19 protein-coding genes and 1 tRNA gene are annotated in these 23,584 nt (G+C 75.3%); 8 read left to right on the forward strand and 12 right to left on the reverse strand.

From position 1 onward, the window contains the following. Positions 1–13: 13 nt before the first annotated feature. From ABZ495_RS11040 to ABZ495_RS11050, 3 genes are all read left to right on the forward strand, one after another. On the forward strand, positions 14–1,990 hold the full coding sequence (locus ABZ495_RS11040) for an ABC transporter permease (RefSeq protein ID WP_359835399.1): 1,977 nt from the start codon (positions 14–16) through the stop codon (positions 1,988–1,990). Continuing rightward, on the forward strand, positions 1,987–2,754 hold the full coding sequence (locus tag ABZ495_RS11045; RefSeq protein WP_359835401.1) for an ABC transporter ATP-binding protein: 768 nt from the start codon (positions 1,987–1,989) through the stop codon (positions 2,752–2,754). The genes ABZ495_RS11040 and ABZ495_RS11045 overlap by 4 nt, the downstream gene beginning before the upstream one ends. Positions 2,755–2,878: 124 nt before the next feature. Further along, positions 2,879–3,550 (forward strand): ATP-binding cassette domain-containing protein, encoded by a 672-nt coding sequence (locus ABZ495_RS11050; protein WP_359835403.1) that lies wholly within the window; start codon positions 2,879–2,881, stop codon positions 3,548–3,550. Between the two features lie 46 nt (positions 3,551–3,596). Here ABZ495_RS11050 and ABZ495_RS11055 read toward each other — a convergent pair whose 3' ends face one another. Both ABZ495_RS11055 and ABZ495_RS11060 read right to left on the reverse strand, forming a co-directional pair. Next, entirely contained in the window at positions 3,597–4,382 is a 786-nt protein-coding gene (locus ABZ495_RS11055; RefSeq protein ID WP_359835404.1) for an SDR family NAD(P)-dependent oxidoreductase, read from the reverse strand. Positions 4,383–4,508: 126 nt separating this feature from the next. Continuing rightward, a complete protein-coding gene (locus tag ABZ495_RS11060; protein WP_359835406.1) occupies positions 4,509–5,438 on the reverse strand; it encodes an NADP-dependent oxidoreductase in 930 nt (309 codons plus the stop codon). Positions 5,439–5,593: 155 nt separating this feature from the next. Here ABZ495_RS11060 and ABZ495_RS11065 point away from each other — a divergent pair, with 155 nt between their 5' ends. After that, on the forward strand, positions 5,594–7,003 hold the full coding sequence (locus ABZ495_RS11065; protein ID WP_359805408.1) for a LuxR C-terminal-related transcriptional regulator: 1,410 nt from the start codon (positions 5,594–5,596) through the stop codon (positions 7,001–7,003). Between the two features lie 100 nt (positions 7,004–7,103). Next, entirely contained in the window at positions 7,104–7,538 is a 435-nt protein-coding gene (locus ABZ495_RS11070; RefSeq protein WP_359835408.1) for a protein phosphatase, read from the forward strand. 65 nt (positions 7,539–7,603) lie between these two features. On the opposite strand, the gene ABZ495_RS11075 is transcribed toward ABZ495_RS11070, so the two are convergent. The 6 genes from ABZ495_RS11075 to ABZ495_RS11100 all read right to left on the reverse strand — a co-directional run bounded on the left by ABZ495_RS11075 (position 7,604) and on the right by ABZ495_RS11100 (position 16,344). After that, positions 7,604–8,419, reverse strand: a complete 816-nt coding sequence (locus ABZ495_RS11075; protein WP_352287477.1) for a helix-turn-helix transcriptional regulator — start codon at positions 8,417–8,419, stop codon at positions 7,604–7,606. 300 nt (positions 8,420–8,719) lie between these two features. Beyond that, positions 8,720–10,021, reverse strand: coding sequence for an MFS transporter (locus ABZ495_RS11080; RefSeq protein ID WP_352287480.1), 1,302 nt, complete (start codon positions 10,019–10,021; stop codon positions 8,720–8,722). Continuing rightward, entirely contained in the window at positions 10,018–11,280 is a 1,263-nt protein-coding gene (locus tag ABZ495_RS11085) for an ATP-grasp domain-containing protein (protein WP_329490383.1), read from the reverse strand. Before ABZ495_RS11085 ends, ABZ495_RS11080 begins: the two co-directional genes overlap by 4 nt. A 92-nt stretch (positions 11,281–11,372) precedes the next feature. Beyond that, complete coding sequence (locus ABZ495_RS11090; RefSeq protein ID WP_359835410.1) at positions 11,373–13,487, reverse strand: biotin carboxylase N-terminal domain-containing protein; 2,115 nt, start codon at positions 13,485–13,487, stop codon at positions 11,373–11,375. 8 nt (positions 13,488–13,495) lie between these two features. Further along, positions 13,496–15,100 (reverse strand): carboxyl transferase domain-containing protein, encoded by a 1,605-nt coding sequence (locus ABZ495_RS11095; RefSeq protein WP_329490381.1) that lies wholly within the window; start codon positions 15,098–15,100, stop codon positions 13,496–13,498. Continuing rightward, positions 15,097–16,344: an aminotransferase class I/II-fold pyridoxal phosphate-dependent enzyme gene (locus tag ABZ495_RS11100; protein WP_352287491.1), complete on the reverse strand. Its 1,248-nt coding sequence runs from the start codon at positions 16,342–16,344 to the stop codon at positions 15,097–15,099. Before ABZ495_RS11100 ends, ABZ495_RS11095 begins: the two co-directional genes overlap by 4 nt. A gap of 647 nt (positions 16,345–16,991) precedes the next feature. On the opposite strand from ABZ495_RS11100, the gene ABZ495_RS11105 reads away from it, so the two are divergent. Further along, a complete protein-coding gene (locus ABZ495_RS11105; RefSeq protein WP_359835412.1) occupies positions 16,992–17,519 on the forward strand; it encodes an N-acetyltransferase in 528 nt (175 codons plus the stop codon). A 103-nt stretch (positions 17,520–17,622) separates the two neighbouring features. Here ABZ495_RS11105 and ABZ495_RS11110 read toward each other — a convergent pair whose 3' ends face one another. Further along, positions 17,623–18,288: a helix-turn-helix transcriptional regulator gene (locus ABZ495_RS11110; RefSeq protein WP_359835414.1), complete on the reverse strand. Its 666-nt coding sequence runs from the start codon at positions 18,286–18,288 to the stop codon at positions 17,623–17,625. Positions 18,289–18,422: 134 nt separating this feature from the next. On the opposite strand from ABZ495_RS11110, the gene ABZ495_RS11115 reads away from it, so the two are divergent. Then, positions 18,423–19,847 carry an MFS transporter gene (locus ABZ495_RS11115; RefSeq protein ID WP_359835416.1) on the forward strand — a complete coding sequence of 475 codons (1,425 nt, stop codon included), beginning with the start codon at positions 18,423–18,425 and terminating at the stop codon, positions 19,845–19,847. Between the two features lie 78 nt (positions 19,848–19,925). Here the strand turns inward: ABZ495_RS11115 and ABZ495_RS11120 are convergent. From ABZ495_RS11120 to ABZ495_RS11130, 3 genes are all read right to left on the reverse strand, one after another. After that, a tRNA-Glu gene (locus ABZ495_RS11120) sits at positions 19,926–19,994 on the reverse strand. A 140-nt stretch (positions 19,995–20,134) separates the two neighbouring features. Continuing rightward, positions 20,135–20,617 carry a YbaK/EbsC family protein gene (locus ABZ495_RS11125; RefSeq protein WP_329490376.1) on the reverse strand — a complete coding sequence of 161 codons (483 nt, stop codon included), beginning with the start codon at positions 20,615–20,617 and terminating at the stop codon, positions 20,135–20,137. Beyond that, a complete protein-coding gene (locus ABZ495_RS11130) occupies positions 20,614–22,362 on the reverse strand; it encodes a 2-isopropylmalate synthase (protein ID WP_359805395.1) in 1,749 nt (582 codons plus the stop codon). Before ABZ495_RS11130 ends, ABZ495_RS11125 begins: the two co-directional genes overlap by 4 nt. A gap of 202 nt (positions 22,363–22,564) precedes the next feature. Here ABZ495_RS11130 and ABZ495_RS11135 point away from each other — a divergent pair, with 202 nt between their 5' ends. Next, on the forward strand, positions 22,565–23,257 hold the full coding sequence (locus ABZ495_RS11135) for an FCD domain-containing protein (protein WP_329490374.1): 693 nt from the start codon (positions 22,565–22,567) through the stop codon (positions 23,255–23,257). The last annotated feature ends 327 nt before the right edge of the window (positions 23,258–23,584 follow it).

A 23,584-nucleotide genomic window follows, 5' to 3' on the forward strand; every position in this document is an offset into this window, starting at 1 on the left:
GGGAGTGCCACCCGTGCCCGACACCCCTCCCCTCGACTCCCTCGGCCTGACCGTCGACCTCGCCCTGGCCGGTCTCACCGTCGGCAGCGCGGCCGCGCTCAGCGGCATCGGCCTGGTCGTCTGCCACCGCGCGACCGGGGTGCTCAACCTCGCCCAGGGTGCCCAGGCGATGCTCATCGCCTATCTGCTGCGCGACCTGGTGGTCGTCCGGCACTGGCCGGTCTGGCCGGCCCTCGCCTTCTGCCTGCTGCTCGTCGCCCCCGCGCTCGGCGGCCTGCTGGACGTCCTGGTCTACCGGCCCCTGCAACGGCGCGGCGCCGGGACGGCCGAGACGATGGTGGCCGGTCTCGGCGTGTTCGTGCTGCTCATCGGGGTGGCGGTGCTGGTCTGGGGCACCGCCCCGCTGAGCGGCGCGCCGTCCCCGTTCGGCGCCGAGCCGATCGACCTGCCCGGCGGGCACACCCTGCGCCCCGACACCGTGGCGCAGCTCGCCGCCGTCCTGGTGCTCGCCCTGACGGTGGCCGCCACCACCCGTTTCACCCGGTTCGGCCTCCAGGTGCGGGCCGTCGTCGACGACCGCCGGCTGGCCCGGCTGGCCGGACTGGACGCGGACCGGGTCTCGGCGGCGGGCTGGGCGTTCGGCTCCTTCACCGCCGGGCTGGTCGGCGTCGCCCTCGCGCCGTACCTGCTGCTCGACCCGTACGGGCTGCCGCTGCTGGTGATGGAGACGATGGCGGTCGCGGTGGCGGCGCGGCTGCGCAGCATCCCGGTGGCGGTGGTGACCGGCCTCGGCCTCGGGATCGCGCAGGCCGAGCTGACCAGGCTGCGGCCGTCCGGCCAACTGCTGCCGCTGGTGCAGGCGGTGCAGGCCAACCTGTTCGTGGTGGCGCTACTGGCCGCCGCGCTGCTGGCCGGCCCGCGGATCACCGGTGGCGCGGGCGACCGTTCCCCGCTCGCGGTGCCGGGACCGGCCGGCGGGGGCCGGGCGGCCCGGGCGGTCTGCCTGGTGCTGCTCCTGCTGCCGCTGGGCTTCCGTGACAATGACCTGCGCAGCGCGCTGCTGGTGCCCGCGCTCGCCCTGGTCCTGCTCTCGATCGTGGTGGTGACCGGGTACGGCGGGCAGATCTCGCTCGGCCAGGCCGGGTACGCCGGGCTCGGCGCGCTGGGCACCGCACTGCTGATGTCCGGGCGGATCCCGGCCGTCCCGCCGCTGCCCGCCGTCCCCGCGCTGCTGTTCGCGGTGCTGGCCACCGCCCCGCTCGGACTGCTCACCGGCTGGCCGGCGATCCGGCGGCGCGGTCCGGCGCTGGCCCTGGTCACCTTCGCGGTCGGGACGGCGATGAGCCGCTTCGTCTTCCAGCAGCCGTACGCGACCACCGGGCTCACCCTGGACCGGCCCGCCTTCCTGGCCGGCGACCGCGCCTTCTACCTGGCCGAGCTGGTGCTGCTCGGGCTGGGCCTACTGGTGGTGCGGGGTCTGCACCGGGGCCGGCCGGGCCGGGCCCTGACCGCGATGCGCGACCACGAACCGGGCGCGGTCGCGGCAGGCGTCAACGTGCCCGGGCTGAAGCTGTTCGCCTTCGTGGCCGGGGCGGCGCTGGCCGCGCTCGGCGGCGGGCTGATGGGCCTGGCCGGGCGCGCCTTCGACCCGGCCTCGTTCGATCCGGTGCGCGGGCTGCTCTGGTTCGCCGCGGTGGTGGTGGCCGGTGCGGACAGCGCGCTCGGCGCGGTGCTGGCCGCCGCGCTGCTGATCGGCCTGGACGCGGGCACGGTGGCCGGGGTGTCGGCCGTCGCGGTGGGTCTGCTGGCGGCGGCGATCGGCCGCCTGCCGGGCGGTCTCGCCGGCGCCGCCGCCCGCCTCTCCCCCCGCCACCCGGCGCCCCCGCCCGCCACGCTGCCGCCGGGCCGCCTGAGCGCGACCGGCCGCCGGATCCGCACCCTGATCACGGCCCGGCAGGCCGCCGCCCGGGGCGAGGAGGCGCGACCGTGAGCCCGCCGGGCAGTGGCCGGGCCCGGCTGACGGCGCGGGGTGTGACCCGCCGGTACGGCGGCATCGAGGCCGTCGCCGGGGTCGACCTCACCGCGCCACCGGGGCGGATCACCGCACTGATCGGGCCGAACGGCGCCGGCAAGAGCACCCTGTTCGACTGCCTGGCCGGGACGGTCCGCCCGGACGCCGGCCGGGTGCTGCTCGGCGGCCGGGACGTCACCCGGCTGCCCGCGTACGCCCGGGTGCGGCTCGGCCTGGCCCGGACCTTCCAGCAGATCGCCGTCTTCCCGACCCTCTCGGTGGCCGACAACGTCCGGATCGGCCCCGAGCAGCGGCACCACCGCCGTCCGGACGCGCGTGCCGTCGACACGGCGACGGCACGCGCACTCGCCCTGTTCGGCCTCCAGGACCTCGCGGCGGAGCCGGCCGGTGGGCAGCCGACCGGGGTGCTGCGCCTGGTGGAGCTGGCCCGCGCGCTGGCGGGCGACCCGCAGGTGCTGCTGCTGGACGAGCCGGCGGCCGGCCTGGACACCACCCAGACCGCCCGGCTGGCCGCCGTCCTGCGTGGCCTGGCCGACCGGGGCATGGCACTGCTGCTGGTCGAGCACGACCCCGACCTGGTCGGCGAGTTGGCCGACACCGTGTACGCGATGGCCGGCGGCCGGGTGGTGGCCTGCGGACCGGCGGCCGCCGTGCTCGCCGACGCCCGGGTGGCCCGGGCCTGGGGCGGGGCCGCGCCGGGGGCCGGGGTGGGCGCCCCGTGACCGTCGAAGCCACCCGTGTCCGCCGGGGAGCACCGGAAGCCCTCCGCGAGCCGGCCCCCGCCTCCCCCACCGCCCGCACCGCCCGAGCGACCCGGGCGACCCGGGCGACCCGGGCGAGCACCCGATGACCGTCGAAGCCGCACTCCACGGCGCCCGCGTCCGCTACGGACCGCTGGAGGCCCTGCACGGGGTGGACCTCGCCTTCCCCGCCGGTGCGGTCACCGTCCTGCTCGGCCGCAACGGGTCCGGGCGGACCAGCGTGCTGCACGCCCTGGCCGGGCTGGTCCGGCCCGCCGCCGGCCGGGTGGTCTGGCGGGGGCGGGACGTCACGGCGCTCGGTGTCCACCAGCGGGTCCGGCTGGGGCTGACGCTGGTACCGGCGGAGCGGGCGGTGTTCGCCTCGCTCACGGTGGCCGAGCACCTCGGCCTCGGCGGCGCCCCCGCCGAGGCCGTGCTCGCGCTCCTCCCCGAACTGACCGCCCTGCTGCCCCGGCCGGCCGGGACGCTCTCCGGCGGGCAGCAGCAACTGGTCGCCCTGGCACGTGCGTTGGCCGGCCGGCCGCGCCTGCTCCTGCTGGACGAGCCGGACCGGGGGCTGGCCCCGGCCGTGGCCGCACGGCTGCACGCGCACCTGCTCGACACGGCCGCCGCCGAGGGCCGGGCGGTCGTGCTGACCGCGCGGTCGCTCCCGCGCAGCCTCACCGGCGCGGCCGTCGTCCATGTGCTGCACCGGGGCGAGGTCGGCTTCTCCGGGGAGCCCGCCGAGCTCGTCGGCCGACCGGCCGGGGCACGGTGACCGGTCCGGGGAACCACCCGCACACACGCCCCAGGGCCGGCGAGCCCTACTGCGCCAGGTACCCGCCGTCCACCGGGAGAACCGCGCCGGTGATGAAGGAGGCGTCGTCGGAGGCCAGGAAGAGGACCGCCGCCGCCACCTCGGCGGGGGTGCCAAGCCGGCCCATCGGGTGCAGCTTCTCGATCGCCGTCAGGTAGTCGGAGCCGCCCGGCTCGTCCTGGAGGCGGCGGACGCGCTCGGTGGTGATGGTGCCGGGAGCGACGGCGTTGACCCGGATGCCGCGGTCGGCCCACTCGACGGCCAGGTGCTTGGTCAGGCCGGACGCCACGAACTTGGCGGGCCCGTAGACGGCCTGTCCGCGCTGGCCGGCCTCGCCGGAGATCGAGGAGAGGCAGACGATCGCACCGCCGGCGCCGCCGGGCCCGGCCATCGCCTCGATCGCGTACTTGCAGGTGAGGAACATCCCCCGGCCGTCGACAGCCATCACCCGGTCCCACTCCTCGGCGTCGACCTCGGTGATCTCCGACAGCGGGAGCACCCCCGCGTTGGCGACCAGGACGTCGATCCGGCCGTGCCGCTCGACGGCGGCGGTGATCATCCGGCGGGCGTCGTCCTCGCGGGAGACGTCGCCGACCACCGTACTGACCGCCCGCGGCAGCTCGTCCGCCAGCCGCCGCAGCCCCTCGGCGTCGAGGTCCGTCGCGACCACCCGCGCGCCCTCCCGGGCGAAGCGTTCGGCCACCGCACGGCCGATCCCGCTCGCCGCACCCGTCACCACGCACGACTTGCCCGCCAGCCGCCCCGCACCCGGGGATTCGATCGCATCAGCCATGGCACCGGACTCTACCGACCGATCGTCAGATACACCGGCACGCCGCACAGTTGGGTCAGGCCGCGATCGGGGCGGTTCCACCCCGCCGCAGACCGCGGCACCCGGCGGACCGCCCCGGCGCCGGCGTCAGCCGACGGTGAGGACGAGCTTGCCCCGGACGTGCCCCTGCTCGCTCACCCGGTGTGCCCGGTCCACCTCCGCCAGCGGGAACACCTGGTGCAGCGGGAGGTGCAGCGTGCCCTCCTCGTGCAGCGCGAGCACAGCGGCCAGCGCCGGGCCGTGGTGGTGGACGGTGTCCGAGCCGGCGCTGAACCGCACGCCGTACTTGGCCGAGCCCTCGTGGTCGGCGATGGTCAGCACCTGCTCCGGTCCGCCGGCCAGCTCGATCGAGAGCGGCAGGACGTCACCCTGGCCGGCCGCGTCCAGCACCCGGTCCACCCCCTCCGGCGCCACCGCCCGGACCCGCTCGGCCAGACCGTCGCCGTACGTCACGGGGATCGCGCCCAGCTCGCGCAGGTACGGGTGGTTGGCCTCGCTCGCGGTGCCGATCACCCGGATCCCGCGCGAGCGGGCGAACTGCAGCAGGATCGTGCCCACCCCGCCCGCCGCGCCGTGCACCAGCAGCGTCTGGCCGCGCTCCACGCCCAGCAGGTGGAGCGCCCGCCAGGACGTCTCGGCCGCGACCGGGAGCCCCGCGGCCTGCTCCCAGCTCAGCCCGCCCGGCTTGCGGGCCACGTCGCCGGCGCCCACCACGGCGTGTTCGGCGTAGCCGCCGCCGCGGACCGAGCCGAACACCTCGTCCCCGGGCGCCCACTCGTCCACCCCCTCGCCGACGGCCTCCACCACGCCCGCCACCTCGAAACCGGCGACGTGCGGGAAGGTCACCGGGAACAGGCCCTCCATCGCGCCGCTGCGCAGCTTGTGGTCCACCGGGTTCACGCCCGCCGCCCGGACGGCGATCCGGATCCGGCCGGGGCCGGGAGCGGGCAGGTCGATCTCGATCGGGTGCAGCACGTCCGCGCCGCCGAATGCGGAGAAGGCGATGGCCTTGGTCATGGGAGTCCCACTGTCCTTCACTGGTCGGAGAGTTCGTCGGTCTGACGGTCTCCAGCCTGGTCGCGGGAGGGGCGGTCTCCGGCCCGCCGTTCGGCCGGTTCCGCCTGGCCGAACGGCCAGGCACCCGCGCGGACCGGGTGACTAGGCTGGAACCCATGGCGAACCACGGGGCAGGCGACGGGGCGGGAAGCGCGGCGACCGGGCACGCGAGGGCCGGGAACGCGGCGCAGGCCCCGGACGGAGCCGGGCACCCCGGGCACCGGCAGCGCGGCTGGGAGCGCCCCGAGGACGTGCTCGCCCAGGTGGTGGCGGTGCTGGGGGCGCCGAGGCCACAGCTCCTCCCGCGCCTCTCCGGCGTCCTCGCCGATCTCGTCCCGCACACCGCCCTCGCCCAGCTGAGCGGCGTCTGCACCTACTCCCCCGCCCTCGCCCACGGTCCGACCGAGCTCACCGGGCGGATCACCACCCGGGAACTGGCCCGGCTGGCCGAGGCGGTGGCACCCGGTCTGCCCTGGCAGGGCGAGGCGGTCCTGGCGGGCCGGCCGCGGGCGGCCGTCGCGGTCTCCGCCGCCCCGCCCGGCAGCAACGGCGCGCTGCTGGTGCTGGTCCGGACGGGCGGCGAGCGGCTGCCCGACCAGCCGCTCGCCGTCCTGCAGCAGCTCTGGGAGCTGCTGGTCACCCACTCCCACCACCGGGCCGTCGACGCCGCCCCCGCGTACGCCGCCACGTCACGGGCCTCCGCCGGTGCCCGGGCCCGGGCCATCGCCGAGCTGAGCGGCGCGCACGCCTCGGCGCTCTCCGCGATCCTCGCGCCGCTGCGCTCCGCCGCCCTGGACGACGCCACCGCCCGCCGCAGCGCCACCGAGCTGGCCGTCGGCGCGCTGCTGGACCTGCGCGCGGGCGCCGACCTCGACCGGGAGCTGAGCGAGGAGCCCGCCGCCACCGCCTTCGCCCGGCTCGCGGACGAGATCCGCCCGCTGCTGCGGCACAGCCCCGTCCGGCTCGACCTGCCGGCCCCGGCGGCGGGCGGGCGCTCCCTCCCCGCCGAGATCGCGCACACCGCCCGGGCGGCCGTCCGGTCGGCCGTGCTCACCATGATGGAACAGGACGGTCTGACGCGCCTGCACGTGAGTTGGCAGTTCGTCGCGGACGTCCTGCGGGTCGTGGTGCGCGACGACGGCCCGGGCCTGCTCGGCGCCGACACCCTGGCCGTGCACCGGACGGCGGACCGGATCACCGCCGTGGGCGGCCGGCTCGCGGTGGACGCCGTTCCCGGCTGGGGCACCACCGTCACCGTCGACCTGCCGCTGAGCGCCCCGGCGGCGACCGGCGGGCCGGACCCCCTGGAGGGCTTGCAGCCCCGGGAGCTGGAGGTGCTCGACCAGCTCGCCCGGGGCCGGCGCAACCGGGAGATCGCCGGCGCCCTGCTGATCAGCGAGTCCACGGTGAAGTTCCACGTCGCCAACATCCTGGGCAAGCTGGGCGTGACCTCGCGCGGGGAGGCCGCCGCTCTGGCACACCGCGCCGGTCTGCCCGCCCCGACCGGCCTGTACGCGGCCTCCTGACCCGCGCGGACCCGCGGCACGGAACGGCCGGGTGCTGCCACCCGGCCCGGCCCCGCCCGCGACCGCCCGCGACCGGCCGGACGCGCCGTAGGCTCGCCGGATGACCGTCTCCGCCACCTGGGACCCCGCCGCCGCCGGGGTGCTGCGCCTGCCGTCCGGCCGACTCGTCCGGGGCCGCGGTCTGCGGCGGCCGCTGCCGCCCGGGCCGCAACCCGCCTTCGGGCTCTACCTGCTGGGGCACCGGCCGCCGGCCGTCCGCTGGGCGAGCCGCTGGCTCCGCTGGCCGGACTTCCGGCTGCCCACTGACCGGGCCGAGGCGGCGGCCGCCCTCCGGGAGGCCTGGGAGCGGGCGGCGTCCGAGCGGGTCGAGCTGGCCTGCGCCGGCGGGCTCGGCCGGACCGGGACCGCGCTGGCCTGCCTGGCCGTGCTGGACGGCGTCCCGGCCGGCGAGGCGGTCGCCTTCGTGCGGGAGCACTACGACCGGCGCGCCGTCGAGACCCCCTGGCAGCGCCGGTTCGTGACGCGGTTCCACTGACGCCGCGCCCGGCCGCCCCGCCCCCGCTCGGACCCCGGGGCCGGCGGCCCCGGGGCACCCCGCGGTCAGACCCCGGGCGGCGGCCCCAGGACGACGAAGCTGAGGTCCGGTCGGCCACCGGGGGTGAGGACCTGGGCGACCGTCTCGATCGGTTCGGGCGAGAGGTGCGGCAGCCGCAGGCCGAAGCGGTCGCCGTCCCGGTTGGCGACCACGCAGGCCCGGCCGGCCCAGAGCCGGCGGCAGAGCGGGTCGCGCAGCACGTCGGTGAGCAGGGCGACCACCGACTCGTCCCCGGGGTAGCGGGCCAGCGCGAAGCGGATCATGGCGAGGGTCATCCGGGCCTGCCACGTCCAGTCGGCGACCTGTTCGCGGGCCTCCGGGGCGGTCAGCACCCAGCGGGCGAAGTTGGCCCCGGGCCTGCTCATCCAGGGGAACCACTCGGCGGCGGCCCGGTTGTGGCCGACGACGGTCCAGGCGCGGTCGGCGATGAAGGCCGGTCTCGGCATCTGCCGGTCGACCAGCTCCTGGAGGGCTGTGAGGTCCTCCGGCCGGGCCGGGCCGGCGGCCGGGGTGCCGCCCATCGCGTAGAGGTAGAGGGTGGCGCGCTCGTCGGCGTCGAGCAGCAGCACGTCGGCGAGCAGCGCCAGCAGTCTGGGGTCGAAGCGGGCGGTGCCGCCTCGCTCCAGGTCGCGGTACCAGCGCTCGCTCATGCCGAGTCTGGTGGCGACGACCATCTGGGGCAGCGGCTTGGCCAGCCCCATTCGCAGGCCGGCCCGGCCTCGCCAGTCGCGTAGCAGACTGGCGAGGCCGGGGAGTTCGGCGGTGGTCGACGCTTCGTGGTCGAGGGGGATGGGGATGCTCAGTGCCTCGCGCAGCACCATGGCTCACTCCGGTCTGTTCCTGCATTCGACGATGACGGCCCCGAGGGGGGACGTGTCGAATTCGGACAGCCCGAAGTACCGGCGCGGCTGATGGTTCGTCAGCCCGGTCGGTGATGACAAGTCCCCTTGCTGAACGGCTGGTTCAGTGGCTGGACCGACATCGGAAAGGCAGACCGGGGAACGTCGCGACCGAGCGTCGCAGCATGAAGTCCACCCCCCGGTGTGCCCGCGTGGCCCTTGACACGCTCTAGGGGGACTGTACTTGCTCGGTTGTGATCGTTCAAGCAACGCAGAGTGACATCAGCCGGTCAGCGCCTCCTGGGAAACGGCCGGTGACTTCTGGATGCCGGTGCGGCCGGCGAGCACCGTCACGGTGGTCGCGCCCGCGAACAGCGCGGCGAGCAGCACCCAGCCGATCGCGCCGGCCGGCAGCAGCAGACCGGTGGCCAGGAACGGGCCGACGATCAGCTGCGCGCTCATGCCCGTGCTGAACAGCGACAGGTAGCGGGAGCGGCCCACCGGCGGCGACAGCTCGTAGGAGATCTCCCAGCGCGAGACGGCGTGCAGGTTCTCCCCCACGGTCAGCAGCGCGACGGCGACCACCGCGGCGGCCAGCGCCAGGTACTTGCCCCGGCCGTCGGCGAAGGCGAAGAACGCGCAGGCCAGCACCAGGAAGAGGCAGGCGACCCGGAGCATCCGCAGCGCCTTGGCCAGCCCCTGGGCGAACCGGGCCACCGAGAGCTGGAGCACCACGGTCAGCACGGTGTTGATCGCCAGCAGGGCCGAGCTGGCACTGGCCGGCAGCCCGGCCCGGTCCACCACCCAGAGCGGTAGCAGGATGAACAGCACGCAGTCGTGCAGCATCAGCACCGCGTTGGCAGCCGTGACCAGCAGGAACCGCCGGTCCCGGTACGGCGAGCCGGAGCCGCCCTCCGCCCCGGCCTCGGCGGGCGCGGCGGCCGGCGCGGCCGACGATCCCGCCACCCGGCCGGCCCGCACCACGGCGAGCGCGACGGCGGCGAAGGCGGCCGCGTTGAACAGGAAGAGCGCGACGAAGGCGGCCCGGGAGTGCGCGGCCTGCACCAGGGCGGCCAGCAGGAAGCCGGCGGTGAGGCCGATGTTGGTGATGGCGCGCAGCGAGGCCATCGTCTTCGTCCGCTCGGCGGCCCCCTCGAACTCGCCGACGATCACCTGGAGCAGCGGTGAGCAGGCCCGCGCGGCGGCGATGGTCAGACAGGTGACGACCAGGTAGCCGGCGTAACTGCCGACCAGGGCGTACCCGATGAAGCCGAGCGCCCGGACCAGCGTCAGCGCCACGTAGACCGGCCGGGCACCGAGCCGGTCCGCGAGCGGGCCGAAGACCAGCGGACTGAGCAGGCCGGCGATGTTGGCCGCGGCGATCGCGGTGCCGACCGCGACCGCCGTGATGTCGAGGTAGCGGACGAAGTAGAGCGTGGCGGTGGCCAGGTAGAGGCCGTTGGCGACCGCGTCCACGGTGGTCCCGGCGGCCATGATCCGGCCCTGCCGGGAGGCGGGCAGCAGCGTGGCGGTCAGCCGGCTCAGCAGGCCGGCCGCCCGGGGCGGGGCGTCCGTGTGCGTCATGCCGGCTCCACCGTCCGGGCCGGCTCCACCGTGAAGCGGACCGAGTCGGCCAGCTCGCGGGCGAGCTTGCGGGCCTGGTCCGGGGTGTCGGCCCCGACCACGATCACGCCCGCCCGGTCCCCGGAGGTGCGCAGCGGGCGGACGGTGCCGCCGGGTCCGACCGCGAGGTCGGCGTAGAGCACGTCCGGGTGGTTCGCCGCCTCCGTCCACCCCTCGACCGCGGTCACCAGGCCGGGCGGCGGGGTGAGGTAGCGGGCGGCGGCGGCCCGGACCGGCGTCGGCGCGGCCTCGTCGCGCGGCAGGCCCAGCAGGTCGTCGTAGAGGAGGCCGAACAGCTCCAGGCCGGGGACGACGTGGGCGAGCATCCGGTGGATCCAGTCGCCGCCGAACCGCCCGTGCACCTCGCCGAGCACGATGCCGTCCGGGCTCAGCCAGAGTTCGACGTGGAAGCCGCCGACGCGCAGGCCCAGCACGGCGAGCGCCGCCTTGACCTGACGCTCGATCTCCTCACGTTGCGTGTCCGGGAGTTCGGCCGGGAGGATGTGGCCGACCTCGACGAAGAACGGCGGCTCCACCTTCTCCTTCTCGGTGACCGCGAGGACGACCGGCTCGCCGCCGAGGAAGAGGCCCTCGACGCTGTACTCGGCGCCCTGGACGAACTCCTCGACCAGGAAGGGGTTGCGGCCGGGCAGCAGCGCGATCGCGGCGGGCAGTCCGTCCGGTCCGGTGATCCGGCTGACGCCCGTACTGCCCATCGCGTCACGGGGCTTGACGATCCACGGCCCGGTGGAGCCGCGCAGGAACTCCGCCGCCTCCGCCTCGTCCGCGCAGAGCCGGACGGCGGGCTGCCGGAAGCCGGCGGCGGCCAGGGCGGTCCGGCAGGCGTCCTTGGTGCGGACCCGTCGGACGGCCTCGGCCGGGTTCCCCGGCAGGCCCAGTGCCTCGGCGGTCTCGGCCGCGGCCACCTGGGCCATCTCCTGGAGGGCGAGGACGGCGTCGAAGCGCTCGCCCGCAGCGGCCCGGTCGCGCGCCCAGGCGGCGGACTCGCCGGGGTTGGCGAAGTCCACCGCCGAGACGGCGCCGGCCTGTTCGGCCACCCCGGGGGTGGCGGCGAGGACGGCCTCCTGGTTCGTCAGGTGGGTCCGCAGCCCGCGCGCGTGGGCCTGGTCCAGGGCGAGCCGCGCCATGTCGAGGCCGAGCGGCACCGCCCGTACCCCGCCGACCAGCAGCAGCTTCCGGGGGGTTGGTTCAGCGGGCATGAGAGGGCTCCTTGCGTGCGTGGTGCGGGGGGGGTACTACTTCAACTGACCGGGGGGTGGGGCGGATCGGGCGGGTCGGGCGGGTCGGGCGCTCAGGCTTCGGCGTCGAGCTCGACCAGGACCTGTTCGGTCGCCACCAGGTCGCGCACGGCGCAGCGGATCGCGGTGACGACGCCCGAGAACGGGGCGAGGATGCGGTTCTCCATCTTCATCGCCTCGACGATGACGAGGGCGTCCCCCTCCTCGACCCGGTCGCCGACCTCGCACAGCAGTCCGACCACCGTGCCCGGCATCAGCGACTTCACGGCGTTGTCGGCGGCCCCGGAGCCGCCCTCGGCGAAGCTCTGGGCGGCCAGCGCCACCCGGTGCCCGTCGACGGAGAGCTCCCAGCCGGCAGGGCTGCGCAGACCGGTCCAGCGCCGGTCGCCGACGGTGCCCCGGTACAGGCCGGGGTGGCCCGGTACGGCGGCGACCGTGACGGTGAACGGGGTGGACTCGACCTGGACGTCGACGGCGGCGCCGCGCCGTCCGGTGAGTCCGGCCTGCAGCGTCCGCCGGCCGTGCCGCAGCACGACCCGGCCGAACGGCGCGACCGGGTCCAGCCGGTGGCGGTCGAACGGGCCGACCGCGCCGTGCCACGGCGAGGCGGGGGCGTCGTCGACGGGCGGCAGCTGCATCGCGGCCGCGCAGGCCGCGGCGGCCAGGACCCGGTCGGTGCGGCCGGCGGGGCCGGCCGGCTCGCCCTGCCCCGACTGCCCGGTCCCGGTCGAGACCAGGGCGTCCACCAGGTGGGTGTCCATCCGCCCGGCGACCACGGCGGGGGCCTGGAGGAGTTCGGCGAGGAAGCCGAGGTTGGTGGTCAGCCCGGGCAGGGCGGTGTCGCGGACGGCCGGGAGCAGCCGGCGCAGGGCGCTCGGGCGGTCCGGGCCGTGCGCGATCAGCTTGGCGAACATCGGGTCGTAGAAGGCCGGGACCTCGGCGCCGCCACCGAAGACGGCGCCGCCGAAGGCCGCGTCACCGCCCGGACCGCCCGCGAAGGCCGGTTCCGGCGCGGCGGAGCCGGACGCGGCCCCGTCGGTGCCCGATCCGGTGTCGTCGAACGCCGCCTCCACCCGGATGCCGGCCGGCCAGCGGACCGCCGCCGCGCGGCCCGGCGCGGGCCGGAAGCCGTCGGCCGGGTCCTCGGCGTAGACGCGGACCTCGACGGCGTGGCCGGTCGCGGTGATCTCGTGCTGGTCGAGCGGCAGCCGCTGCCCGTCGGCGACTCTCAGCTGCCATTCCACCAGGTCGACGCCGGTGATCTCCTCGGTGACCGGGTGCTCCACCTGGAGCCGGGTGTTGACCTCCAGGAAGTAGCAGCGGTCGGTGGCGTCCAGGATGAACTCGAAGGTGCCGGCGTTGACGTAGCCGAGCGACCGGGCGCCGCGGACGGCCGCCTCCAGCAGCTCCGCCCGGACGGCGGGCGCCAGGTTGGCGGCCGGGGCCTCCTCGACGATCTTCTGGTGGCGGCGCTGCAGCGAGCACTCGCGCTCGAAGAGGTGCACCACGTTCCCGTGGTCGTCGCCGAAGACCTGGACCTCGATGTGGCGGGGCCGCTCCACGTACCGCTCGACCAGCAGCCGGCCGTCGCCGAAGTTGCTGCGGCCCAGCCGGACGGCCTCGGCCACCGCCTCGGGCAGCTCGGCGGCCGCGCGGACCACCTGCATGCCCTTGCCGCCGCCGCCGGCGACGGGCTTCAGGATCACCGGGTAGCCGATCCGCTCGGCGTCGGCCAGGATCTCCTCGGCCGACTCGGTGGCCGTCCCGGAGCCGGGCAGCACCGGGACCCCGGCGGCGGCCATCAGCGCGCGGGCGGTCGACTTGTCGCCCATCGCGGTGATCGTGGCGGCGTCCGGGCCGACCCAGACCAGCCCGGCTCCGGCGACCGCCGCCGCGAAGCCGGGGTGCTCGGAGAGGAAGCCGTAGCCGGGGTGGACGGCGTCGCAGCCGGTCCGGACGGCGGCGTCGACCAGCGCGTCGACGTCCAGGTAGCTCTCGGCGGCCGCGGCGGGGCCGATCCGGACCCGCTCGACGGCGCCCGCCAGGTGGGCCGAGGAGCGGTCGGCGTCGGAGTGGACCGCCACGTACTCGATGCCGAGCCGGCGGCAGGTGCGGGCGATCCGCCGGGCGATCTCGCCGCGGTTGGCGATCAGGAGACGCTTGATCATTTCCGTCATCACATCCTGAACACGCCGAAGCGCGTTTCCTGCTTGGGGGCGTCGGCGGACATGGCGAGGCAGAGCGCCAGCCACTCACGGGTCTCGGTCGGGTCCACCACGGCGTCCACCCACATCCGGGCGGCGTAGTAGAGCGGGTGGGACTGGCGCTCGTACGTCTCGATGATGGGGCGCCGGATCGACTCCTCCTCCTCGGGGGAGAGGACCTTGCCCTCCTTGGCGAGCTGGTCGCTGCGGATCAGCGCCATCACCGTCGCGGTCTGCTCGGCGCCGACGACGGTGGACTTGGCGCTCGGCCACATGGCCATCAGCCGGGGGCCCATCGAGCGCCCGCACATCGCGAGGTTGCCGGCGCCGTAGCTGCCGCCGATCACCAGGCTGAACTTGGGGACCTTGGCCGTGGAGACCGCGTTGACCAGCTTGGCGCCGTGCTTGGCGATGCCGTCGGCCTCGTACTCGGCGCCGACCATGAAGCCGTTGATGTTGTGCAGGAACAGCAGCGGGATGTCCCGCTGGGTGCAGAGCTCGATGAAGTTCGCGGCCTTCTGGGCGCTCTCCGGGAACAGCACCCCGTCGTTGATCACCACGCCCACCGGGTAGCCGCCGATGTGGCCGGTACCGCACACGATGGTCGGCCCGTACCGGGCCCGGTACTCGGCGAGTTCGCTGCCGTCCAGCAGCCGGGCCAGGATCTCCCGGGCCGGGATGTGCTCGCGCAGGCTGGCGCTGACGATGCCGGGCAGCTCCGCCGGGTCGTACAGCGGCGCGCGCGGGGGCTGCGGCGGCGGGCTGAGGGCCGGCCGGCCGTCCCGGGCCATGATCTCCCGGACGATCGACAGGGCGTGCTCGTCGCTCTCGGCGAGGTGGTCGGCCACCCCGCTGACCCGGGTGTGCAGGTCGGCGCCGCCCAGCGTCTCGGCGTCCACCACCTCGCCGGTGGCCGCGCGCACCAGCTGCGGGCCGCCCAGGAAGACCGTGCCGGTGCCGCGGACGATCACCGTCTCGTCGCACATCGACGGGATGTACGCGCCGCCGGCGGTGCAGTTGCCCATCACCGCGGCGATCTGCGGCAGGCCGAGCGCCGACATCTCGGCGATGTTCCGGAACATCCGGCCCAGGTGGTACTCGCCGGGGAACAGCTGCTCCTGGAGCGGCAGGTAGACCCCGCCGGAGTCCACCAGGTAGATGCAGGGCAGGCCGTTCTCCCGGGCCACCAGCTGGGCCCGGAGCTGCTTCTCCACGGTGAGCGGGAAGTAGCTGCCGCCCTTGACCGTGGCGTCGTTGGCGAAGACCACCACCGGGCGGCCGCTCACCATGCCGATGCCGGTGACCAGCGCGGCCGAGGGCACGTGCTCGTCGTACACCTCGTGCCCGGCCAGCTGGCCCAGCTCCATGAACGGCGTGCCCGGGTCCAGCAGTTGGTAGACCCGCTGGCGGGCCGTCAGCTTGCCGCGCTCGGTGTGGCGCCGGCGCGAGCGCTCGTCCCCGCCGGCGATCGCGGCGGCCCGGGCCCGGGCGATGACCTGGCGCTTCTCGTCGAAGGCCGCGGTGTTGCGGCGGAAGACCTCGGCGGAGGAGTCGATGTGCGAGCGCAGGGCCGTCATCGCTGGTCCTGCCCCGGCTCGCGGGCCGCCTCGGCCCGCAGGCCGTCGTTCAGCGCGCCGCAGAAGTCGCGGATCTCGGCCTCGGCCATGTTGGCGCGCAGCATCAGCCGCAGCCCGGCCTTGCCCCGGCCGATCACCGGGAAGAAGATCGGCGAGGTGTAGTAGCCGCGCTCCAGCAGCGATCCGGCGAGGCGGATGGTGGCGTCCTCGGAGCCGATGTCCACGAAGCGGATCGGCAGGCCGTCGCCGTTGAAGGAGGTCTCCACCAGCGAGTCGAAGAGCGCGATGTTGTCCTGGAGCCTGAGCTGGAGCTCCTTGAGCTCCGGGGAGCCGTGCAGCTCCGCGGAGGCCATGATGGCGCCCAGTCCGGCGGTGTTGATGCGCTGCGACCACATCAGCGGGCCGCCGTTGCGCAGCGCGGTGTCGCGGCGCTGCTGCGAGCCGCCCGGGCCGAGGAAGATCGCGCCGCCGGAGGCGCCGAAGCCCTTGTTGAGCGAGGTGATGATCAGCGTGCGGTCGTTCATCCCGCCGTTCGCCGCCATCGCCTCCAGCACGGCGCCCCGGCCGCGCTCGCCGACGGTGGAGACGCCGTGCGCCTCGTCGAAGAACAGGAACAGCCCGTACTTCTCCTGCAGGCGCAGCAGTTCGGGGATCGGCGCGGCGCCGCCGGTGCTGTAGACGCCGTCGGCGACGTAGGCGACCTGCGGGTGCTTGCGGCAGAGGTCCTCCAGCGCGTCCACGTCGTTGTGGGCGATGGTGGCGATCTCCGCCTCGTCGGCCACCGCGGGCTTCATCGCGTTGAGACAGAAGTGCGCGTTCTTGTCGAAGACCATGAGCGGCGCGACGCCGTCCGTCAGCAGCCCGGAGGCCAGCAGCGGCAGGCTCGCCCAGGCGGCGGCCGCGCAGGAGGCGACGGTCAGCGCCTCGACGTCGAACAGCTCGGAGAGCGCCGTCTCGGCGTCCCGCAGCGATCCGAACCGGATCCGCATCCGCGAGGTCGAGCTGTTGAGCGCCCCTTCGGCGAGCACCGCGTCGGCGGCCGCCCGCACGATCCGCGGGTGGGTGTCGAGGCCGAGGTAGGAGTACGACGACATGTTCACGAACTCGTGGCCGTCGGCCAGCGTCCGGTGCCGCCCGTCGCCGAGGCCGGACACCACGATGTCGAACATCCCGGCCGCGGCGGTGACCTCCCAGAAGTCGTGGCTGATTCGCGCGGACTTCTTGATGTTCATGTATGAGTGCACGCCAGATTCCTTGTTGAATTTCGGTACGGAAATGCCGGGCCCTCCCCGGGGCCTTTTCGGCATCACAAATTCCGGGTGATCAGGCGTACTCGTGGAAACCGCGTCCGGACATCCGTCCGGACTGGCCGGCGCCGACCGTCCGGCCGCTCGCATGATCCAGTGATTCCTGCACCGCTCGCCCTGCCGGCCCCCGGAGTCGATCGCTATTTGGTCCGAAGAGCTGCGCGGCTCCCCGGCGATTGAAAGAATTCAATACGCTGCGACGACTGTCAACCGGAAGATTTTTGCCGCCTCGCAAAACTGGACAGACCGCCATCCGACGGGTGCACCGGAAATTATTTGCCGGTCGGTCGCCATTGACGCGCGCCCGATCACGGACTCCGTCCGCGCCGCCCGGCGGCCGGCCGGAAAACCGGGGGCGTCCGTTCCGCTGTCCGTGTTACCTTCGACTGGTCCGGACCGGACGACAGGACGACGAGCTCGACGAAGGAGGTGGACCAGTGGCCACGGTGACGACGGCTGCGCCCGTACCGCGCAGCGCCCAGGCGACGGTTCACACTCCCCGGGCCCTGGTCTGACGGCTTCCGCCCCCGCACCGCGGGTGCGCGGCGCCGCCGCGACGGGCCCTTCAGCCAAGGGTCTCCACCATGTCCTCTCCGTCTTCGTCCGCTTCCTCCTGGCAGACCCGCGTCGAGTCCGACGCCGGTGTCCCGACCGTCCAGGCCCTCACCCTCGCGGCGTTCGGCCGGCCCGCGGAGGCCGACCTGCTCGCCGTGCTGCGCACCGACGAGGGCTGGATCGACGGCCTCTCCGTCGTCGCCACCGGTCCGGCCGGCGCCCCCGTCGGCCATGCGGTGCTGAGCCGCGCGTTCATCGGTGACGTCCCGGCGCTCGCGCTGGGCCCGGTCTCCGTGCACCCGGACCACCAGCGCTCCGGCGCCGGTTCGGCCGCGGTCCGGGCGGCGCTCGACGCCGCCCGGGGCCTCGGCGAGCGCTTCGTCGTACTGCTCGGACACCCGTCGTACTACCCGCGGTTCGGCTTCGTCCGCGCCTCCGCGCACGGACTGGTCCTCACCGTCGACGCGCCCGACGAGGCGTGGATGGCGCTGAGCCTGGACGACCGGCACCCGCTGCCGTCCGGCACGGTCCGCTGGGCCGACGCCTTCGGCATCTAGCCGCCGGCCCGCACCCCGAACCGCCGGGCGGCGCCGCCGAGATGGCGCCGCCCGGCGGTGGCGCGGCCACCCGCGCGACGGCCGCGCCCCAGCGGACGGACCGTCAAGGAGCCTGCTCGGCAGGCCCGGTACGCACCACGGCCTGGTCGCCGTGCGGGCCGAACAGGTGCAGGACCTCCACCGCGTTCGCGTCGACGGGGCCGAACCAGTGCGGCTCACCGGTGTCGAACTCGGCCACCTCGCCCGGGCGGAGGGTGAATTCGCGCTCGCCGAGGATGAGCCGGAGGCCGCCGGCGAGCACGTACAGCCATTCGTAACCGGCGTGGGTCACCAGCTTCGGCTCGCGGTGGGCGAGCACCTGCTTGAACACCTGGACCCGGCCCGGGTACTGCGTCAGCGGCACCAGGACGTTGCCGCGCTCCCGGCGCTGCGGCTTCAGGTGCAGGCGCGGATCCCCGGTCGCCGGGGCCGCGACCAGCTGGTCCAGGGCGACCCGGTGCGTGCGCGCGAGCGGGATGAGCAGTTCGAGGGTCGGGCGCCGCTTGCCCGACTCCAGGCGCGACAGCGTGCTCACGGAGATCCCGGTGGTCTCCGCGAGGGCCTCCAGGGTGAGCCCGCGGTCGCGGCGCAGGGCCCGCAGCCGCGGCCCGATGCCGGCGAGGATCTCGTCGACGTCGTCGCCACCGGCCACCGGCGCGACGGGCTCCCCGGACTCCACGGGCGTCAGGGGCTCCCCGGGCTTCACGGGGTCGGTGCGGTCGCCGTTCATGGGGTGCCTCCGGTCCGTCCGGCCCCTCGGGCGGGCCGGAGCGCGTTTTTGCGGTCTTCGCAAAGATGCTGGGCCGGCGCTGCCGCCCGGTCCGAGCATGGGGCCGCAGACGTTACCGAACCGAAGGTGGGCCCGTGACCACGACAATCCTGGCTGATCGACCCGCACTGAGCACCCGCCGACGGTGGACGGTGCTCGCCGTCTGCGCGCTGAGCATGTTCCTGGTCGGGCTGGACACCACCATCGTCAACGTCGGCCTGCCCCAGATCGGGCGCGGGCTGGCGGTGGGCACCAGCGGGCTGGAATGGGTCGTGGACGCCTACACCGTCGTCCTGGCCGGTCTGTTGATCTCGGCCGGCGCCCTCGCGGACCGCTTCGGCCGCCGGCGCGTGTTCCGGACCGGGCTGGTCGTCTTCGGCCTCGCCTCGCTCGCCTGCGCGGCGGCGCCCTCGCTCGGCTTCCTCGTCGCGGCCCGGGCCGCCCAGGGGGTCGGTGCCTCGATGCTCAGCCCGGTCGCCCTGGCGATCGTGGTGAACACGATGCCCGACCCCCGGGAGCGGGCCCGGGCGATCGGCGTCTGGGCGTCCGTCTTCGGGCTCAGCATGGCGGCCGGGCCGGTCACCGGCGGGGCACTCATCGCGGCCTTCGGCTGGCGCTCGGTGTTCTGGATCAACGCGCCGGTCATCCTCGCCGCCCTCGTCCTGGTGGCGGTGTTCGTGCCGGAGTCGCACGGGCAGCGCGCCCGGCGGCTCGACCTCCCCGGCCAGTCGCTGCTGGTGCTGGCCCTGGGCAGTGCGGTGGCCGTGCTCATCGAGGCCCCCCGGATCGGCTGGACCTCTCCTGCGGCGGTGGCCGGTTGCGCGGTGGCGGCGCTCGCCACCGCCGGGTTCGCCCGGGTCGAGCTGCGCCGGCCCGAGCCGCTGATGGACCTCGCGCTCTTCCGCCGGATGCCGTTCGCCATGGCGGCCCTGGGCGCCGTGGCCCTGTTCGTCGCCCTGAACGTGAGCCTGCTGCTCAACACGCTGTACCTCCAGCACGCCCGGGGCTGGACGGCGCTGGCCACCGGGGCGGCGACCCTGCCGATGGCGCTCGGGGCGACGGTGTGCGCGCCGTGGTCCGGCTCCCTGGTGGCGCGGTTCGGGCCGAGGCGGCCGCTCCTGCTGGCGGGCGGGTTCGTCGCCGCGGGCGGTCTCTGTCTGGTGGATCTCGGCCCGGACACCGGTGTCCCGCTGCTCCTGGCGGCCTATCTGCTCATCGGTGTCGGCTTCGGTTTCGCCAACGCGCCGATCACCAACACCGCGGTCGGTGGTCTGCCGCCGTCCCGGGCCGGGGTGGCCGGGGCGATCACCTCCACCGCGCGCCAGGTCGGCGCGGCGATCGGCATCGCGGTCGCGGGCGGCCTGGTGGTGGGGGTCGGCCCGGACGGCCTGGCCGTCGCCTCGCGGCCCGGCTGGCTGCTCGTGGGGCTGTGCGGGCTGTTCCTGCTCCTGGTCGCCCGCACCTCGGCCCCGGGACCGAAGAGCCCGGGACCGAAGAGCCCGGACGCGGGGAGCCGATGACGGAAGAGCCCCGGAGCGAAGGCCCCCGGGAAAGCAGCGAGGGCGGGAGCCGATGACGACTCCCGCCCTGCACGTCCGAGCGCCGGGCCCGAATCGAACGAACCCTTCCCGCTGAAAGCGGGCGTGCTACCACTGCACCACCGACGCCTGACCGCCGGGCTTCCGATCACTTCCGCGATCTCGTCCCGCCGACGAGGAAGAAACTACCAAGGGATGATCCAAAGGTGAAATCGACCCCGGCGCCCGCCCCCTGACGCCACGCGCGCGCGGCGCCAGGGGACCGGAGGCTAGGGCGCGACCACCGCCGACGGCGTGCCGCCGGTGAGCCGGAGCAGTTCGTCGTAGGTCATCGGCACCACGGTGTGCGGGTGTCCGGCGGCCGCCCAGAGCAGCTCGTACCCGGCCAGCGCCTCGTCCACCACGGTGCGCAGCGGCGCCGGGTGGCCCACCGGGGCGACGCCGCCGATGGCCTGGCCGGTGGCCTCGCGGACCTCGGCGGCGCTCGCCCGGACGATCGGGCCGGTGCCCAGCCGCCCGGCCAGGTAGGCCGTGTCGACGCGGTGCGCCCCGCTGGTCATGACCAGCAGCGGAGCGCCGTCGCAGCTGAACACCAGGCTGTTGGCGATGGCCCCGGCCTCGCAGCCGAGGGCGGCGGCCGCCTCGGCGGCGGTGCGCGCGGAGTCGGGCAGGACGCGGATCTCGCCGGGCAGGCCGGCCGCCGCGAGGGCGTCGGCGACCGCCTGGCTCCGGGTGGGGAGGGAGGGTGTCATACCGGCATCCTCCCGTGCCCCGCGGCCGCCCGGCCGACGGCGCTCAGCACGGCCCGGACCCCGGCCGCGAGGACGGAGGAGTCCCGGCCGGCGCCCCAGACCACCTGTCCCGCCACCCGCGCCTCGACGTAGGCGACGGCGTCGCTGTCGGGCCCGGTGCGCACGGCGTGCTCGGTGAAGCGGAGGATGTCGACGGCCGTCCCGGCGGCGCGCAGTGCGGCGGTGACGGCGTCCAGCGGGCCGTTGCCCTCGCCCCGGTGCCCGCCGACCTCGGCCCAGTGGCGGCCGTCCTCCTCCCCGGTGCGCCAGTCGACGGCCGGGGCCGCGTCCAGGTAGTGGGAGCGGAACAGCGCGTACAGCTCGTCGGCCCCGACCTCGCGGCCGCTGTCGTCGGCCGACTCCTGGACCACCCGGGCGAACTCGATCTGGAGCCGCCGCGGCAGCTCCAGCCCGTGCCCGGTCTGCAGCAGGTAGGCGATCCCGCCCTTGCCGGACTGGCTGTTGACCCGGATCACCGCCTCGTAGTCCCGCCCGAGGTCGGCCGGGTCGATCGGCAGGTAGGGGACGGCCCACGGGGCCCGGCCCGGCGGCAGGCCGAGGTCGGCCGCCGCCTTGGCGTGGTGCGCGAAGCCCTTCCGGATGGCGTCCTGGTGGGTGCCGGAGAAGGCGGTGTGCACGAGGTCGCCGGCGTAGGGGTGGCGTTCGTGCACGGGCAGCCGGTTGACGTGTTCGACGGTGCGCCGGATCTCGTCGATGTCCGAGAAGTCGATCATCGGGTCGACGCCCTGGGTGTGCAGGTTGAGCGCCAGCGTGACGAGGTCGACGTTGCCGGTCCGCTCGCCGTTGCCGAACAGGCAGCCCTCGACCCGCTGCGCGCCCGCCAGCAGGGCGAGTTCGGCGCAGGCGACCCCGGTGCCGCGGTCGTTGTGCGGGTGGACGGAGAGGATCACCGACTCCCGCCGGGCCAGGTGGCGGTGCACGTACTCGATCTGGTCGGCGTAGACGTTGGGGGTGGCGATCTCGACGGTGGCGGGCAGGTTGTGGATCACCGGCCGGTCGGGGCTCGCGTCCCACAGCTCGGTGAGGCCGTTGCAGACCTCCAGGACGTAGTCCGGCTCGGTCAGGTTGAACACCTCCGGCGAGAACTCGAAGCGGACGCCGGGGCGGCCCTCGGCCAGCCGGGCCATCAGTTCGGCGGCCTCGGTGACCAGGGCGCGCACCTCCGCCCGGCCGCGGCCGAGCACCACGTCGCGCCAGATCGGCGCGGTGGCGGTGTAGAGGTGCACGACCACCCGGGGCAGCCCCTCGACGGAGCGGAAGGTCCGCTCGACCAGGTCGGCGCGGGCGGCGGTGAAGACCACCACGGTGACGTCCTCGAGGACGGCCCCGGGCGTGTCGGCCAGCCGGCGGACGAAGTCGAAGTCGGTCCGGCTGGCGGAGGGGTAACCGACCTCGATCTCCTTGAAGCCCATGGCCAGGAAGAGGTCGAACATCCGCTGCTTGCGCGCCGGGTCCATCGGCTCGGCCAGCGCCTGGTTGCCGTCGCGCAGGTCGACGGGCACCCAGAGCGGGGCCCGCTCGATCCGCCGGGAGGGCCACTGCCGCCGGTCGCCGGCGGGCAGCTCGACCCGCTCGTGGGCGGGGCGGTAGCGCTGGAACGGCATCGCGCTGCCGCGCTGCGGGTTCCAGTCGGGGGCGGCGGCCGGTACGGGCCCGGCGGGGGTGCGGAGCGTGGGGAACGGCATGGGGGAGGTCCTTCGTCTCGGGTTCTGCACCGGAGGACGAACCGGCAGCACGGCACCCCGCAGCGGGGTGCCGGTCCGGTCAGACCCCGCTGCGGCCACCAAGAAGGCCACCGCGAAGGCAGCCGGGAAGGAGACTCCACGACTTCATGCGGGGTACCGTAACCGTGAACCAAGTCCTCAGACAACCTGACAGGTGAACGCGATGTCTCCGCTCGACCCACTGCGCCCCTCCCCCCTGGTCGACCAGGCGACCCGGCGGATCGCCGAGCAGATCGCGGCCGGGCAGTGGCCGGTCGGCGGCAAGCTCCCCGGCGAGGTGGCCCTGGCCAAGGAGCTGGGCGTCGGCCGGTCCACCGTCCGGGAGGCGCTGCGCGCGCTGGCGGGCGCCGGCATGGTGCAGAGCCGCCAGGGCTCGGGGGTGTTCGTGACGGCGGACCGGCCGGGCGAGGACTGGTCGGCGCGGCTGCGCCGGGCCGAGCTGGCGCACGTGTACGAGGTGCGGGCGATGATCGAGGTCCAGGCGGCCCGGCTGGCCGCCGTCCGGCACGACGAGGCCGACGAGGCGGCGCTCGACCGGGCGCTGACCGCCCGCCACGCGGCGGGCGCGGCGGACGACGCCGCCTTCGTGGACGCGGACATCGCCCTGCACGCGACGGTGGTGGCGGCCGCCCACAATCCGGTGCTCTCCGATCTGTTCGCCGAGTTCGTCCCGGTACTCCGGGAGCGCCTGGTCGAGCTGGTCGGACTGCTGGGGCTGCGCGAGGGCGATCCGCACCACGGCTACGCGACCCACGCGGAGCTGGTGGAGGCCGTCCGCCGGCGCGACGCGGAGGCGGCCGGGCAGGTCCTGGCGGACGAACTGACCTCGACCCTGACCCGCCTGCTCGCCGCCTGAGCCACCCGAGCCCCTGAGCCCCGCGCCCCCTGAACCGCCCGAGCCGCCGGGGCCGCCCGACGGGCCGGGCCGGCCGCCGGCCCGAGCCCCCGTCAGCCCGCCACCACGAAGGCCCGTTCGGGCAGTCGCGGCCGCACCGGCAAGGCAGCCGCCCCCCGGCCGGGCGGGCAATCGGGAGGCACGCTCCGCACACGATCACGGCGCATCGGCGGCCGGCCGCCGGAGCCCCGGAGCGCCGCGCCCCGCAAGGCTCCTTCGTTCACCGATCATTAACGGCCCGATGACAGTGTGTTAAGACTGTGTGCGCACACCGTCCAGGCAGCGAAC

It is taken from the genome of Kitasatospora sp. NPDC005748, assembly GCF_040630735.1.
GTDB lineage: Bacteria > Actinomycetota > Actinomycetes > Streptomycetales > Streptomycetaceae > Kitasatospora.